We start from the raw sequence: 16,159 nt of genomic DNA, 5'->3' as shown, positions 1-16,159 counted from the left end.
GGGTTCAGTCCTGACGGTGTTTGCGAGCAGATTGTCGGACAACACTGCAGCTACCATTGTGGCGAGGGAGCTTGCTCCCGCTGGGTTGCGAAGCAGCCCCCTGCATTTATTCAGGCACCGCGCATTTACAGGTTTTACGACTGCTGCGCAGCCGAGCGGGAGCAAGCTCCCTCGCCACAAAAGCGGATCGCAATGATTGAGCTGACCAACTCAACAGCTCTAGCTCGCTGCTTTGCTCTGAAACGCCCGTTCTAGAGCCTTTGTAGGAAAAATTTCGATGGTGCTCAATGGCCATCAACGGCTATGCTAGTCTGGATCCAAACCAATAACAGGTAATACCGGTTTTACGTCTACTCAAAGGGAATGGGGGGCTTCCTGACACAACCGGACGAGCCACGCTGGGGCTTCAATGCGCTATTTGCTGATGTTGCTGTTCTGCTTGCCCCTCTTCGCAAGCGCCGTCGAGTTCGACGAAAATACCCAGAGCCTTCCCCTGGGCCGCTCATTGCAAGTGTTCGAGGACCCAAGCGGTCAGGCGAGCATCGCCGACGTCCGCGCTCAAGCGGCGGCGGGCAATTTCAAACCTCACGATAAAGCCACGCTCAATGCCGGTTACTCGCGCTCGGCGTTCTGGCTGAAGATCGACCTGCATTACCGCCCGAACAACCCGGCCGCCCAGCGCACCTGGCTGCTGGAACTGGCGTATCCGCCGCTCGATCACCTCGACCTTTATATGGCCGATGCCAATGGCGACTACCGACTGATCCGGCAAACCGGCGACGCCTTGCCGTTCGCCAGTCGCGAGATCCGCCAGAACAACTACCTGTTCGACCTTGAGTTCAAGCCGGATCAACAACGCACCGTGTACCTGCGCCTGGCCAGTGAAGGTTCGATCCAGGCGCCGGTGACCTTATGGTCGAGCACCGCGTACCTCGAGGATCAACCGGTGCGCCTGTATGTGCTGGGGATCATTTATGGCGTGCTGCTGGGGATGCTGGTCTACAACCTGTTCATCTACCTGAGCGTGCGCGACACCAGTTACCTCTATTACATCTTCTACATCGCTTCGTTCGGCCTTTATCAACTGTCGGTGAACGGCGCGGCGGTCGAGTATTTCTGGCCGGACAATCCGTGGTGGACCAACGCCGCCACACCGTTTTTCATCGGCTGCGCCGGCCTGTTCGGCAGCCAGTTCGCCCGCAGTTTCCTGCAGACCAAAAAACACAGCCGCTGGCTCGACTATCTGCTGATCGCCCTGATCGCATTCGGCGCGCTGGTGGTCGGGCTGTCGCTGATGACCAGTTACGCCTTGTCGCTGCGCCTGGCGACCCTTTTGGCGCTGGTGTTCACCGTGGTGATCTTCGCCGCCGGGATTCTCGCCTGGTGGCGCGGCTTGCGCGTGGCGCGTTATTTCATCATTGCCTGGTCGGCATTCCTGCTCGGCGGCATCGTCAATACGCTGATGGTGCTCGGCCTGCTGCCGAACGTGTTCCTGACCATGTACGCCAGCCAGATCGGCTCGGCGATCGAAGTGGCGCTGCTGTCGCTGGCGCTGGCGGATCGCATCAACGCGATGCGCGAGCAACAGGCGCAGACCCTGTTCGATGCCGGGCAGAAACTCGAAGTGCTCAACCAGCAACTGGCCCACAGCAACAAGCTCAAGGATGAATTCCTCGCGACGCTGACTCACGAATTGCGCACGCCGATGAACGGCGTGATCGGTTCGCTGGAGCTGATGCAGACCGTCGAGCTGGAACCCGAGCTGGAGCAGTACCAGCAAACCGCCGCCGGTTCCGCCCGGGACATGATGCGCATGGTCAACGGCATCCTCACCCTCACCGAACTGCAGGCCGGCAAGCTCAAGGCGACGCCGGGCAGTTTCAGTCTGCGCGCGGTGGTCGAGGCCTTGCGCGTGCAGTTCGACGGTAACGCGGCGAGCAAGTCGCTGGACTTCAAGGTCGAGGTGCTGCCGACCCTGCCGGATCGCTTGCACGGCGATAGCGCTAAACTGGCGCAGTGCCTGGAGTGCCTGCTGGACAACGCGATCAAGTTCACCCGGGTCGGTGGTCTGGCGCTGCGCGTGACCGGCAAACCGTCGGCGGGCAATCGCTTGGCACTGTCGTTTGCGGTGATCGACACCGGCATCGGTTTCACCGATCTGGGTGAGGCGACGATGTATCAGCGCTTCTTCCAGCTCGATGGCTCGATGACCCGCGAATACGGTGGGCTGGGCGTGGGGCTGGCGATCTGTCGGCAACTGGTGGAACTGCTCGGCGGCAAGCTCACGCACCGCTCCCAACCTGGCAGCGGCAGCCGTTTTCAACTGGATGTCGAGTTCGAGCTGCCGGAAGTCGAAGCGGCACCAACCGCGGACGCGCTGCACGAGCGCAGCCGTGCGCCGCAGGATTGCACGGTGTTGCTGGTGGATGACAACAGCGTCAACCAACTGGTGATGCGCGGCATGCTGCTCAAACTGGGGTTCCGCGTACGCACGGCGGACAACGGCGCGGCGGCGCTGGATTATCTGCAGCGCGAGGCCTTCGATGCGGTGCTGATCGATTGCCAGTTGCCCAGCCACGAAGGGGCCTCGTTGTGCTGCCAGATTCATGGGTTGCCCGGCTGCGCCAATCTGCCGGTGTTCATGCTGGCCCTGGGCACGGATCGCGAGCACTGCGCACCTGGCACGCGCATCGATTACCTGAACAAACCGGTGAAATTCGAAGACCTGCAAACGGCGCTGGAGCGTCGGGTGCTCAGCGCGTAATAGGGTGAAAGCGCCGGAAGTTCGGCGCATATGACACTTTGATCAGCGGCGGCCCGGTGCTTAACTGGATTCCTTGGCTGACCAAAGGAGCCCCGTCATGAACCTGCATCAGTTCGCCGAAACCCACGAAGTCACCAACCAGCCACCGTCGCTGGACGGCGCCAACCTGTACCGCATTGATCTGCCGCTGCAGGAGTGGTCGCGCCGTTTTGGCGCCGGTTGGGCCGAGTCGCGGATCGACACCTATGGCGCTCTGGCCGGTGGGCCGCTGATGGAGGCCGGGTTCCTCGCCAATCAGAACAAACCGGTATTCGTCAGCCATGACCGCTACGGTCATCGCATTGATCTGGTGGAATTCCATCCCGCTTATCACGAGCTGATGCGCACCGCGATCGAACATGGCCTGACGTCGTTGCCATGGGCGCATCCGCAGGACGGCGCGCATGTCGCCCGCGCGTCCATGAGCTATTTGCACAGCCAGGCCGAGGCGGGCAGTGGCTGCCCGTTGACCATGACCTTCGCCAGCGTCCCGGCCATGCGTTTGCAGCCGGATCTGGCTGAACAGTGGCTACCGAAGATCCTCGCCACCGAATATGACCTGCGTAACGTCGGCATGGCGCACAAGGCCGGCGTAACCATCGGCATGGCGATGACCGAAAAACAGGGCGGCACCGACGTGCGGGCCAACACTACCAAGGCCTATCCGGTGGGTGCCAGCGGCCCGGGGCAGGCTTATGAACTGCTCGGGCACAAGTGGTTCTGCTCGGCGCCGATGTGCGATGCGTTCCTGACGCTGGCGCAGACCGACAAGGGCCTGACCTGCTTCCTGCTGCCGCGCCATCGCCCGGACGACACGCGCAATCAGTTCTACATCCAGCGCCTGAAAAACAAACTCGGCAACCAGTCCAACGCCTCCAGTGAAGTGGAGTTTCGCGGCGCGCTGGCGTGGATGGTCGGCGAAGAGGGGCGCGGCGTACCGACCATCATCGAGATGGTGGCGATGACCCGTTTCGATTGCATGGTCGGCTCCAGCGCCTTGATGCGTCAGGCGCTGACCCAAGCCAGCCACCACTGCGCGCACCGCAAGGTCGGCGGCAAACTGCTCAGCGAGCAACCGTTGATGCAGAACGTGCTGGCCGATCTGGCCCTGGAAAGCGAAGCCGCGCTGGCCCTGAGTCTGCGCATGGGCAAGGCGCTGGATCATCTGGATGATCGCCATGAAGCGCAATTCGCCCGGCTGGTGACGGCGGTGGGCAAATACTGGATCTGCAAACGCGCCCCCGGAATGATCAATGAAGCTGCCGAATGCATGGGCGGCGCGGGGTATGTCGAGGAAAGCATTCTGCCGCGCCTGTATCGCGAGGCGCCGGTCAACTCGACGTGGGAAGGCTCGGGCAACGTGCAGTGCCTGGACGTATTGCGTGCGCTATCGAAAGAACCGGGTGTGCTCGATGTGTTGTTCAGCGAATTGGGCGATGGTCATGGCGATAAGCGCTTGGCCGCGCATATCCAGCAGTTGCAGGCACAGTTCAAGGACACCAGCGACATTCAGTATCGGGCGCGGCAGTTGACCGAGGACATTGCGCTGGGGCTGCAGGCCAAGCTGTTGCTGGAGGCCGGAAACTCAGCAGTGAGTGATGCATTTATCGCCAGCCGTTTGAGCGGTGGCGGCCGGGTCTACGGTGCACTGCCGCGCGGCCTGGACGTCGAAGCCATCGTCGCCCGCTCAACCCCGCAGGGTTTCTGACTCAACACAAATCCCCTTGTGGGAGCGGGCTTGCTCGCGAATGCGGTGTGTCAGTCAATGGATAGGTCGACTGACACTGCGCATTCGCGAGCAAGCCCGCTCCCACAGGGGGATCTCCATTGACAGGGAGATTTGGGTACAGCCACAACGCCACTGTTCCCGTGACGCCACGATGCAGGCAAGATGAAGCTCTGCAAGTCAGAACACAGGAAGCTGATCGTGACCGAAGCGTTTATTGTCGTTCAAACCGCCGAACAAGCCGTGGATCGTCTGGCCGAGCTGCATGAGCGGGCCACCACTGCGCTGAACTCGGCGCTCAAGCGGTATCTCAAGGATCGCGTCGAGCCCGACGCCGAACAGCGTGCTCTGTTTCGTTACCCCGAACTGCGTCTGACCTACCTGTGTCAGGGCGAAGTGCCGCAGACCACCCGCGCCTACGCCAAGGTGCAACTGCCGGGCACCTACAGCGTCACCGTCACCCATCCGAAGGCGTTCCGCAAATACCTGCTGGAACAGCTGGTGCCGTTGATGCACGACTTCACCGTGACCGTGGAAGTCGGCGTCAGCCAGCAGAACATTCCGTATCCGTACGTGGTCGAGCAGGGCGATGAACTGGCCGGCTCCGGCGTTACCGCTGCGGTGCTGGCGCGGGTGTTCCCGAGTACCGACCTGTCCGCCGCCACCGATGGCATTGCCGACGGTCTCTACGATTGGGAAAACACCGATCCGCTGCCACTGGCGCTGTTCGATGCCGCGCGCGTCGACTTCTCCCTGCGTCGCCTGGTGCACTACACCGGCAGCGACTGGCGTCATGTGCAGCCGTGGATCCTGCTGACCAACTACCACCGCTACGTCGACCAGTTCATCGTTCATGGCCTGGAACAACTGCGCAACGACCCGCGTTTCGTGCGCATGGTGCTGCCGGGCAACGTGATCATCGAGAAGGGCATGGATCACGGCGAAGCGTCGGCGATTGCCGCTGGCGTGGTCTGGCACCGCTACCAGATGCCGGCCTATCACCTGATCGCCAATGACGGCCACGGTGTGACCCTGGTCAACATCGGTGTCGGCCCGTCCAACGCCAAGAACATCACCGACCACCTGGCGGTGCTGCGTCCGCATTGCTGGCTGATGATCGGTCACTGCGGCGGCCTGCGGCAGTCGCAGACTATCGGCGACTACGTGCTGGCTCACGCCTACATGCGTCGCGACGGGATTCTCGACCGCGTAGTACCGCCGAACATTCCGATCCCGGCGCTCGCCGAAGTGCAGCTGGCGCTGCAACAAGCCGCGGCCAATATCACCGGCGAGAAGGGCGAAGAGCTGAAAAAGCGCCTGCGCACCGGCACTGTGCTGACCTACGACGACCGCAACTGGGAACTGCGCTGGGCGCAGGAACGTCCGCTGATCAACCTGTCCCGCGCCGTGGCGGTGGACATGGAAAGCGGCACCATCGCCGCCCAGGGTTATCGCCTGCGGGTGCCGTACGGCACGCTGCTGTGCGTTTCGGACAAACCGCTGCACAGTGAAATCAAGCTGCCGGGCTCGGCCAACGCGTTCTACGAGCGCGCGGTCAGCCAGCACTTGAAGATCGGCATCGAAGCGGTGGATCTGCTGCGCACCGAACTCAACTCGCTGCACTCGCGCAAGCTGCGCAGCTTCGACGAGCCGCCGTTCCGTTAACGGTTAGTCGTGGTCATTTGGCGGTCGGGGCACTAGCATTGTCAGCCCAGATCGCCAGATGTTGTTTTGCCCATGTCCCGTCCCCCGCGTCCTCCTTCCCGCCGTCCCGGTGCGAAGCCATCCTCCTCAGCTCCACGCCGTGTCGCCAAGGCGCCGCCGGCCGAGCCGAAGCTGATCCTGTTCAACAAACCGTTCGATGTGCTGACGCAGTTCAGCGACGAAGGCGGGCGGGCGACGCTCAAGGATTACATTGACGTGCCCGGTATCTATCCGGCCGGACGCCTTGATCGCGACAGCGAAGGCTTGTTGTTGCTGACTAATGACGGCCAGTTGCAGGCGCGCATCGCTGATCCGAAACACAAACTGGCGAAGACTTACTGGGTGCAGGTCGAAGGCGTGCCGACAGACGAGCAGTTGCAGCGTCTGCGCGAAGGCGTCGAGTTGAATGACGGCATGACTTTGCCTGCCGAGGCGCGGCAACTGGAGGAACCTGAACTGTGGCCGCGCAATCCGCCGGTGCGCTTTCGCATGACGGTGCCGACCCGTTGGCTGGAGCTGGTGATTCGTGAAGGGCGCAACCGTCAGGTACGGCGGATGACCGCCGCGGTGGGGTTGCCGACGTTGCGGCTGGTGCGGGTGCGGATTGGCGACTGGACGCTCGAAGGGCTCGATCAGGGTCAGTGGAAAGAAGTGCCGGCGCGTCTATAGAGCGCCGGATTCGATCAGGCCGATCACCACACTCTTGATGATGAATGCGGCCACGCCCAGGCCCAGGACGAAGAACAGGATGAACGAGCCGAAACGCCCGGCCTTGGACTTCTTCGCCAGATCCCAGACGATGAAACCCATGAAAATGATCAGGATGCTGACCAGGCCAGTCATCATCCACTCTTCGAATACTGCAGGATCCATCGGGCATCTCCGGCGCGCACAGGGCTGAAAGGGCTGGGCGATTATACGCCGAGGGGGATTGCGGGCGCATTGACCTGTGTCGGTGCGCCGCAGTGATGGTGTTCGCCTTGCCGGCCCCTTCGCGAGCAAGCCCGCTCCCACATTTGCAATGCATTTCCCTGTGGGAGCGGGCTTGCTCGCGAAGGCGATGTCAGCTACGCAGATGGGTCAGCGGCAATTCAGTGCTATTGAGCACCTGATTCAACACAAAACTCGAACGCACGCTGGTTACGCCTTCAATCCGGGTCAGATGCCCCAGCAGCAGTTTCTGATAGTGATCCATGTCCGGCACCACCACTTTCAACTGATAGTCGGCATCGACGCCAGTCACCAGGCTGCACTCCAGCACCTGCGGCAGAGTGCGGATCGCCGCTTCGAAGTTCTCGAAACGCTCCGGGGTGTGCCGGTCCATGCCGATCAGCACGTAGGCGGTCAGGCTCAGGCCGAGCATCTTGCGATCGAGCAAGGCGACCTGGCGCGAGATGTAGCCGTCGTCCTCCAGTTGCTTGACCCGGCGCGAGCAGGGGGAGGGCGACAGACCGATGCGCTCGGCCAGTTCCTGGTTGGAGATGCGGGCGTCGCGCTGCAATTCCGCCAAAATGCTCAGGTCATAACGGTCGAGTTTGCTCATGAATCTGTCCTTGGTTGTAACTATTGCGGCGGATTATCTATCCAGGGTTAAAAATTGCGCAAGCGGTGTTTATTTGAGCAATCTTCGCAATCCTCTGTCGCGCCTCGCGGCCTATTCTTATCACCAGAATCACTGCTCGGTAACACAGTCCACTGCGGCCCGCCCAATCAGGCCCGCCGCGGCCGCCACCCCCACCGGGGATGTGCCGGCCCCCGAGCTGCACACTGTCCAGAAGACGGCGTGAGGTGAGCCGACGTCAAAAGCGTCGAGCCAGGACGAAGTTCTCTAAAGGGAGGCCGACGGGTCTCCCTTTTTTCTTGCCTGCGATTTGCCCGCCACGGAGAATGCCGGCCTCAATAAATAAGTTGCGTGACTGATAACCTGTCGCAGAACCCGGACTGTGGTTTCCCGGTCTTAGCTACAGGTCCACTCAATTACAGGCCTAGCCCGCAGTGAGGAAAAGCATGAAGTCGCGCATCTGGCGTCTGGCCAGTGTTGGTTTGCTATGTGTGAGTGTCAGTGCGCAAGCGCTTGCCGATGAGCCGCAGAACCGTGGCCCCGAGAATGACGGGCGTGGTCCGGAGCATCAGGGCAACAATCAAGGCCATGGTGGCAACAATCCGCCGCACGGGCAGAACAATCCGCCGCCGCAAAATCAACCTCGTCCGCAAAACAACGAAATCATTCGTGGCGACAACAGTCGCCAGTTCGAGCACAACAATGGTCAGTGGCAGAACCAGAACCGCGCGCCGAATCAACCGGCCCCCGTGCATCAGCCACCGCCGCCACCGGCCAACAACCTGCCGATCCAGCCACGGCCCGACGCCGTGCGCCAGACTCAGGAGCCGCGCCAGGGTTACTACCGCGACGAGCGTCCGCAGAACGGTTACAACAACCAGCATTGGCAGGCCGGCAACAATCGACCCAACGACAATCGCTGGCCGGGTCGCCCGGACGGGCATGGGAACGGTTGGGGCCCCGGCCCGCAATACCGCCCGGGGCATGTGATCGACCGCTTCCCGGATCGCGAATACCGCGTGCCGTATCGTGGTCAGGACTACTTCTATTCCGGTGGCTACTGGTATCGCCCGCAAGGCCCACGCTACATCGTCGTGCAGCCGCCCCGGGGCATTCGTACCCACTATCTGCCGGACTACGCCCGTGAAGTGTGGATCGGCGGTGCGCTGCTGTTCCTCGCTGCCGGCTCCTACTATGCGTACGAAGAAAGCACCCAGGATTACGTGGTGGTCGAGCCGCCGGTTCAGCCGCCGTCACCTCAACCACAAAGCCAGGGGTATGACGTGCAGGCTTATCCGGCCAACGGCCAGTCGCCGGAGCAGGTGCAGCAGGACGGTTATCAGTGCTACCAATACGCCGTGCAGCAGAGCGGTTTCGATCCGCGCACAGCGACATATCAGCCGGCGCCCCAAGTGGTGCAGGCGTACCGTCAGGCTCAGGGTAATTGCCTGAGCAGTCGCGGTTATCAAGTGTCTTACTGAATCCGGGTTTGTGCCCGTTCGGTCTTGACCACTTCCTGCGGGTCGGCGTGCACCAGCACTTCGGCCCGCGGGTAGGCGGCGTGAATCGCATCGGCCGCCTGATCGCTGATGCCGTGGGCGACTGACAAGGTCAGCTCTCCCGGCAATTCCAGATGCAACTGCACAAACCAGTGGTTACCCGAGATCCTTGTGCGCAAGTCATGCGCGCCCAACACACCGGGTACGCCGCAGGCCAGTTCGAGCATGTGCTGACTGACATCGGTTGGCAGCTCTTCATCCATCAGCACCGAAAAGCTTTCTCGGGCGATCTGGATCGCACTCCACAAAATGTACCCGGCAATCCCCAGGCCGAACCACGCATCGAGTTGATGAAAGCCCATGCCGGCGAGGATCAGCGCGATCAGAATGCTGCCGTTGAGCAGCATGTCCGACCGGTAGTGCAGCGAGTCGGCGCGCACGGCGTTGGAGCCGGTCTGCTTGATCACTCGATGTTGCAGCGTCAGCAACGCCGCGGTCAGCAGCAGCGAGAATACGATCACGCCGATGCTCAGCCACGGCGCGCCCAGCGGCTCCGGTTGCTTGATGCGCTCATACGCCTGAAACGCAATCAGCACCGCACTGCCACCGATGAACAGCGCCTGCGCCATGCCCGCCAGCGATTCGGCCTTGCCGTGGCCGTAACGGTGATCGTCATCGGCCGGGCGCAGCGCGTAATGCACCGCCAGCAGATTGAGCAGCGAGGTGACGCCATCCAGCGCCGAGTCGGTGAGGCCGGCGAGCATGCTCACCGAACCGCTCAGCCACCAGGCGATGGCTTTGGCGATGATCAGCGTGCAAGCCACCGCCACCGAAGCGCGGGTTGCCAGCCGCAGCAGGCGGGCATGTTCGGGGCTGGTGGTCATGTGATTTCCTTATGCGGCGGGTTGCAGGCCAAACATCGCCAGTTGCTGAGTGCTGCCCTTGTGCTGGATCAGGCGTGGATCGTCCAGCGGCAGGTTGCGGCCCAGCTCAGTTTCGAGAATAGCCTGCAACTTGAGGTTATCGACCTGACCGTCCGGGCCGACCGCCTGTTTGAGCTTGGCCGGATCGACCTGAGCGGTATGGCCCGGTTCGAAATAGATCGCGCCGGTGGTGAAGTCCACGGCAAAGGCGATCAGCCCGGGAATCACGTAGAACAGCAGGCCCACGGCATCGAGCACGGCAATTGCCGGATCGATCTTGCCGTCGATCTGGCCACGACGATCCGGGTAGAAAATCGAACCGCAGGCCGTGAGTTGAGTGAGCAGGGTGGCGACCAGTACACCGCCGATCAGGCGAGAAGGTAAGCGCATGGAAAATCTCCTGAGTCATTTGAAAACGAAGCGTCGTCATTTGAAATTAAGACCCTGACAAACGCCCGGCAGTTCGCCGTTATACTCGCCCTCGGCAGGGCGCGCCCACAGTAAATTGCGGCCTCGTCTCACCCCACCGAAATACGTTGAGGATTGAAGTTGTTTTCTCCAGATCGACACCGCGTGAAGGTTGATAAATCCTGGCGGGGTTCGGCCCTCCGGGCTAAAGCTGTGAACGCGCCATGCTGCGTTGCGGAACTTGGCAAGGAAACGACCCTTACCTGCGTCCCGCGCCTTGCCTGGCACGCTCACAGCTTTAACGTGACTCGCAATTTACTGTGGGCACGCCCTGGGGAGCCAGCATGATTTCTTTGCCGATCGATGAAGTTTTACCCGCCCTGCGTGAAGCCTTGGCGACACGCCACGAAGCCGTGCTCGAAGCACCGCCCGGCGCCGGTAAAACCACCCGCGTGCCCCTGGCCTTGCTCGATGAAGCGTGGCTGGCCGGGCAGACCATTCTGATGCTCGAACCGCGCCGTCTCGCTGCGCGTGCAGCCGCAGAACGTCTGGCCAGCGAACTGGGTGAGAAGGTTGGCGAAACCGTCGGCTATCGCATCCGCCTCGACAGCAAGGTCGGCCCCAATACCCGTATCGAAGTGGTCACCGAAGGCATCCTCACCCGGCGTCTGCAGGATGATCCGGCGCTGGAAGGCGTCGGTCTGCTGATCTTCGACGAATTCCACGAACGCAGCCTCGACGCCGATCTGGCCTTGGCCCTGAGTTTGAACGGTCGTGAACTGTTCCGCGCTGAACAGCCGCTGAAGATTTTGCTGATGTCCGCCACGCTGGAAGGCGAGCGTCTGGCCGGGTTGCTGGATGACGCGCCGATCCTGCGCAGCGAAGGGCGCATGTACCCGGTGACGATGCGCTGGGGCCGGCCGTTCCAGCCCGGCGAATACATCGACCAGCGCGTGACCCAGACCGTACTTGAAGCCCTGCACGATGAAACCGGCAGCCTGCTGGTGTTCCTTCCGGGGCAGGCGGAAATCCGTCGCGTGCATCAGCAACTGAGCGATGCCATCGGCGAGCGTGAAGACGTATTGCTCTGCCCGTTGCACGGCGAACTGGATCTGAATGCCCAGCGCGCTGCCATCGACCCGGCGCCGACCGGCCAGCGCAAAGTGGTGCTGGCGACCAACATTGCCGAAACCAGCCTGACCATCAACGGCGTGCGCGTGGTGATCGACGCCGGGCTGGCGCGGGTGCCGCGCTTCGACCCGGGCAGCGGCATGACCCGCCTCGATACTCAGCGTATTTCCAAGGCCAGCGCCACCCAACGTGCGGGCCGGGCCGGGCGTCTGGAGCCGGGTGTGTGTTACCGCTTGTGGTCGCAGGATCAACACGAGCAACTCGCCGCTTACGGCAGTGCCGAAATTCTGTCGGCGGATCTGGCGAGTCTGGCGCTGCAACTCGGACGCTGGGGCGTGACCCCGGGCGAACTGGTGTGGCTCGATGTGCCGCCGGCAGCGGCCTATGCACAGGCGCAGGATTTGTTGCAGCGCCTGGGCGCACTTGAAGGCGAGGCGTTGACTTCCCACGGGCAGGCCATGGCCGAACTGCCGGCGCATCCGCGCATCGCCCATTTGTTGCTGCGCGGTCAGGCGCTGGGGCTGGCGAACATGGCGTGCGACGTCGCCGCACTGCTCGGCGAGCGCGATATTTTGCGCGGTGCCGGTGCCGATCTGCACAGCCGCCTGGTGCTGCTCTCCGGCGAAGAACGCGCGGCACGCGGTGCACAGGGTGGTGTGCAACGTGCGCGGCAACTGGCGCGGCAATATCGCGGTTACCTGCGCGGCAAGGCCAGCGAGCCGGTCAGCGATCCCGATCATCCGCGCTGGCTCGGTGCGTTGCTGGCGCTGGCCTACCCGGATCGCGTCGCCCAACAGCGGCGTGCCGGTGGCGCCGAATATCGTCTGGCCAATGGTCGCGCTGCGCTGTTCGCCGAAGCCGACAGCCTGATGAAGGAACCGTGGATTGTCATCGCCGACCTCGGCAGCCGTCAGGGTCAGCGGGAAGAACGGATTTACCTGGCGGCGGATTTCGATCCGGCGCTGTTCGATTCGGTGCTCGCCGAGCAAGTGCACGTCGTCGATCAACTGGACTGGGACGAGCGCGAAGGCGTGCTGCGCGCCGAGCGTCAGCGCAAGGTCGGCGAACTGATCCTCAGCCGCGAACCGTTGACCGGTCTCGACGAAGCGGCGCGCAGTCAGGCGCTGGTCAATCTGGTGCGGCGCAAGGGGCTGGAGTTGTTGCCGTGGACGCCGGAACTGCGCCAGTGGCAGGCGCGGGTTGCCCTGTTACGGCAATTGGATCTGACTACGCAGGATGACAGTCAGTGGCCGGATGTCAGCGACGCAACGTTGCTGAAAACCCTCGAGCATTGGTTAATGCCTTACCTGGGCAAGGTCTCGCGGCTCAGCCATTTCGCCAATCTTGACCTGTCGAGCATCGTCCGCAATCTGCTGCCGTGGCCGTTGCCGCAGAAGCTTGATGAGCTGGCGCCGCACCACATCAGCGTGCCGTCGGGGTCATCGATTCGTCTGGATTACAGCGAACAGCCACCGATTCTCGCGGTGCGTTTGCAGGAGCTGTTCGGCCTCGCCGAGACGCCGCGAATTGCCGGCGGCCGGCAAGTGGTCAAGCTGCACCTGTTGTCCCCGGCGCGCCGGCCGGTGCAGGTGACGCAGGATCTGGCCAGCTTCTGGCGCAGCACCTATGCCGAGGTGAAAAAGGATCTGAAGGGGCGTTATCCGAAGCATTATTGGCCGGACGATCCGTTGGTGGCCGAGGCCACGGCACGGGCCAAGCCACGCGGCACCTGAAGATCAAAAGATCGCAGCCTTGCCCGTCAGTTGTTCCCGGCAATAATCGGCGAACAACTGCGCCGGTTTGGTCAGTTGCCCGCGTTTGAGCCACGCGGCAACCAGGCCTGAACCGGTGACATCTTCGACAATGTCGACGCACACCACTTTCTTGCCGTCATAGGTGCACTCCGAGTGCGGCTTCGTCACCAGCACCGAGAAGCCAAAACCCTGGCCGACCATGCCGCGCACCATCTCGATCGAAGGCGAGCTGAACTCGATGCGCGGGGTCAGGCCAAGTTCTTCGAAAAGACTGACGAAGTAGGTTCGGCTCGGCTGCACGTCGAGCAGAATCATCGGTTCCAGACACAGATCGCGCAACGACACTTGCTTGTACTGGGCGAAGCGATGATCGGCCGGCAGTAGCGCATACGGGCGTTGCGCCGGCATCAGCGGTTCGGTCTGGATGGTGGCATCGAGTTCGTGTTCGTAGAGGATCACCAGATCGAACGTACCCGAGGTCAGGCCTTGCACCAGTTCCTGCTGCTCGCCGTCGCGGATGCGGATTTTCACTCCCGGATACAGCGCGGAAAATCCGGCAATCAACTGCGGCAGGTACAGCGGCGCGACGGTTTCGAAGCAGCCGATGTCGATCTGTCCGGCGACGATATCGTTGTCGGCGAGGGCGTTCTGCTCGAACTCCCGGGCCATGCGCAACAGCTCCTGCGCCTTGCGAAAAAACCGTGCACCGCTGGGCGTCAGGGAAACGCCCTGGGCGTGATGGCGGATCAGCAGTTGCACGGCGAAGCTGTCTTCCAGACCCTTGATCGCCGTAGAGATCGCCGGTTGCGCGATATACAGCTTGCGCGAGGCTTCGGCAACGCTGCCGCATTCGACGGTGGTGATGAAGTATTTCAGCTGACGCAAATTGTAGGCGGCCACGGCAAACCTCAGGACGAGCGGACTCGACTTCCAAGCAATTTGTGCGCCGCCGCGTCCGCTGCGCGACGATGTTTTTGTCCTTGAACAGTAGTCACCCACAGCGTTTTTGGGGAAACCGATTGAGCAGTTTTTTCATTGCCTGCGAAGACATTTTTACTATTTTTCGCCCGTCCGGGCCTGCGCCACCATCGACTGCACAATAACGTCCAAGGAGCATTCGACGTGTTCGAACTTGCAGAGTGGCAGCGCCAGGCCGTTGCCTTGAAGTTTCCCGATAAAGCCGTAATCAATGGTCAACACTGCGCCGCGCAATCGGGGCAGACCTTCGCCGCGATCAATCCCGCCACCGGCCGGTTACTGGCCAATGTCGCCGCGTGTGGCGAGGACGATGTCGACGCGACGGTGGCTAATGCGCGACAAGTGTTCGAGGCCGGCATCTGGGCACAACGTCCGCCTGCCGAGCGCAAGCAGGTGCTGCTGCGGCTGGCCGATCTGCTGATGGAGCATCGCGAAGAGCTGGCCCTGCTCGATTCGCTGAACATGGGCAAGCCGGTGATGGACGCTTACAACATTGATGTGCCGGGCGCCGCCGGGGTGTTTCGCTGGTACGCCGAAAGCATCGACAAACTCTACGACCAGATCGCCCCCGGCGCCGCCAATGTGCTGGCGACCATCACCCGTGAAGCGCTGGGCGTGGTGGCGGCGGTGGTGCCGTGGAATTTTCCGTTGGACATGGCCGCGTGGAAGCTCGCGCCGGCACTGGCGGCGGGTAACTCAGTGATCCTCAAGCCGGCCGAGCAATCACCGTTTTCCGCGTTGCGTCTGGCCGAGCTGGCGCTGGAAGCGGGCCTGCCGCCGGGTGTGCTCAACGTGTTGCCGGGGCTGGGTGAGCAGACCGGCAAAGCCTTGGGCCTGCACCCGGATGTCGATTGCCTTGTATTCACCGGCTCAACGCAGGTCGGCAAGTATTTCATGCAGTACTCGGCGCAATCCAACCTCAAACAGGTGTGGCTGGAGTGCGGCGGCAAGAGTGCCAATCTGGTGTTTGCCGATTGCAAGGATCTGGATCTGGCAGCGGAAAAAGCGGCGTTCGGGATCTTCTTCAACCAGGGCGAAGTGTGCTCGGCGAACTCGCGGTTGCTGGTCGAGCGTTCGATTCATGATGAGTTTGTCGAGCGCCTGAAAGCCCAGGCCGAGCGCTGGCTGCCGGGTGATCCGCTCGACCCGCAGAGTCGTGCCGGGGCGATCGTCGATCAGCGGCAGACGGCGAGCATCATGCGCGCCATTCGCGGTGCCGAGCAGGCGGGTGCGAGTCTTGTGTGTGGTGGTCGGCAGCGGCGCTTGAATGGCTCGGACAACTTTATCGAGCCGACAATTTTTACCGGCGTGAGTGCCGACATGTCGCTGTTTCGCGATGAGGTGTTCGGCCCAGTGCTGGCGGTGGTGCCGTTCGATGGTGAACACGAGGCGGTGCGCCTGGCCAACGACAGTGTGTATGGGCTGGCGTCGTCGCTGTGGACCGATGATCTGCATCGCGCACACCGCGTGGCGCGACGACTGCGTGCCGGCACAGTGTCGGTCAACACTGTCGATGCCCTCGACGTGACGGTGCCGTTCGGCGGTGGCAAGCAATCGGGATTCGGCCGTGACCTGTCGCTGCATTCGTTCGACAAATACACCCAGTTGAAAACCACCTGGTTTCAGTTGCGCTGATTGCGGTTGATTCAAAAGCAAAGATCGTAGCCTTCGG

At 62.2% G+C, this 16,159-nt stretch carries 12 protein-coding genes and 1 pseudogene; 7 read left to right on the top strand and 6 right to left on the bottom strand.

All coding sequences use genetic code 11. The annotated features are described in order from the left end of the window. Positions 1 to 409: 409 nt before the first annotated feature. Entirely contained in the window at positions 410 to 2,764 is a 2,355-nt protein-coding gene (locus M0814_RS23915) for a hybrid sensor histidine kinase/response regulator (protein WP_103485497.1), read from the top strand. Positions 2,765 to 2,861: 97 nt separating this feature from the next. Continuing rightward, a complete protein-coding gene (locus tag M0814_RS23910; RefSeq protein WP_103485498.1) occupies positions 2,862 to 4,511 on the top strand; it encodes an acyl-CoA dehydrogenase family protein in 1,650 nt (549 codons plus the stop codon). A gap of 16 nt (positions 4,512 to 4,527) precedes the next feature. Here M0814_RS23910 and M0814_RS23905 read toward each other — a convergent pair. Further along, a pseudogene (locus M0814_RS23905) lies at positions 4,528 to 4,653 on the bottom strand (metal ABC transporter ATP-binding protein); the annotation flags it as partial. Between the two features lie 41 nt (positions 4,654 to 4,694). On the opposite strand from M0814_RS23905, the gene amn reads away from it, so the two are divergent. Next, positions 4,695 to 6,194: an AMP nucleosidase gene (gene amn, locus M0814_RS23900; protein ID WP_177434769.1), complete on the top strand. Its 1,500-nt coding sequence runs from the start codon at positions 4,695 to 4,697 to the stop codon at positions 6,192 to 6,194. Between the two features lie 72 nt (positions 6,195 to 6,266). Further along, positions 6,267 to 6,902 carry a pseudouridine synthase gene (locus M0814_RS23895; protein WP_103485499.1) on the top strand — a complete coding sequence of 212 codons (636 nt, stop codon included), beginning with the start codon at positions 6,267 to 6,269 and terminating at the stop codon, positions 6,900 to 6,902. Here M0814_RS23895 and M0814_RS23890 read toward each other — a convergent pair. Both M0814_RS23890 and M0814_RS23885 read right to left on the bottom strand, forming a co-directional pair. Beyond that, complete coding sequence (locus tag M0814_RS23890) at positions 6,897 to 7,106, bottom strand: DUF2788 domain-containing protein (protein WP_003228500.1); 210 nt, start codon at positions 7,104 to 7,106, stop codon at positions 6,897 to 6,899. The two genes, M0814_RS23895 and M0814_RS23890, sit on opposite strands and share 6 nt — an antisense overlap. Before the next feature lie 190 nt (positions 7,107 to 7,296). Further along, the gene (locus M0814_RS23885) at positions 7,297 to 7,776 is read right to left on the bottom strand and encodes an Lrp/AsnC family transcriptional regulator (protein WP_007909658.1); all 480 of its coding nucleotides are present in this window, start codon (positions 7,774 to 7,776) and stop codon (positions 7,297 to 7,299) included. A 464-nt stretch (positions 7,777 to 8,240) separates the two neighbouring features. On the opposite strand from M0814_RS23885, the gene M0814_RS23880 reads away from it, so the two are divergent. Continuing rightward, entirely contained in the window at positions 8,241 to 9,275 is a 1,035-nt protein-coding gene (locus tag M0814_RS23880) for a DUF6515 family protein (protein WP_103485500.1), read from the top strand. On the opposite strand, the gene M0814_RS23875 is transcribed toward M0814_RS23880, so the two are convergent. Beyond that, positions 9,269 to 10,177: a cation diffusion facilitator family transporter gene (locus M0814_RS23875; RefSeq protein WP_047602562.1), complete on the bottom strand. Its 909-nt coding sequence runs from the start codon at positions 10,175 to 10,177 to the stop codon at positions 9,269 to 9,271. The genes M0814_RS23880 and M0814_RS23875 overlap by 7 nt on opposite strands. A gap of 9 nt (positions 10,178 to 10,186) precedes the next feature. Continuing rightward, entirely contained in the window at positions 10,187 to 10,606 is a 420-nt protein-coding gene (locus M0814_RS23870) for a hypothetical protein (RefSeq protein WP_003228492.1), read from the bottom strand. A gap of 362 nt (positions 10,607 to 10,968) precedes the next feature. Between M0814_RS23870 and hrpB the strand changes: the two genes are divergently transcribed. After that, positions 10,969 to 13,488, top strand: a complete 2,520-nt coding sequence (gene hrpB / locus M0814_RS23865) for an ATP-dependent helicase HrpB (protein WP_103485501.1) — start codon at positions 10,969 to 10,971, stop codon at positions 13,486 to 13,488. 3 nt (positions 13,489 to 13,491) lie between these two features. Here hrpB and M0814_RS23860 read toward each other — a convergent pair whose 3' ends face one another. After that, positions 13,492 to 14,409, bottom strand: coding sequence for a LysR family transcriptional regulator (locus M0814_RS23860; protein ID WP_007968494.1), 918 nt, complete (start codon positions 14,407 to 14,409; stop codon positions 13,492 to 13,494). Positions 14,410 to 14,631: 222 nt separating this feature from the next. On the opposite strand from M0814_RS23860, the gene M0814_RS23855 reads away from it, so the two are divergent. Further along, positions 14,632 to 16,122 (top strand): aldehyde dehydrogenase, encoded by a 1,491-nt coding sequence (locus M0814_RS23855; protein ID WP_103485502.1) that lies wholly within the window; start codon positions 14,632 to 14,634, stop codon positions 16,120 to 16,122. Positions 16,123 to 16,159: the final 37 nt, after the last annotated feature.

The sequence above is a fragment of the Pseudomonas sp. MWU12-2020 genome, assembly GCF_023100605.1.
Lineage (GTDB): Bacteria > Pseudomonadota > Gammaproteobacteria > Pseudomonadales > Pseudomonadaceae > Aquipseudomonas > Aquipseudomonas fluorescens_H.
Note: the sequence above shows the minus strand (reverse complement) of the source record. Positions and strands in the feature narration are given on the sequence as shown.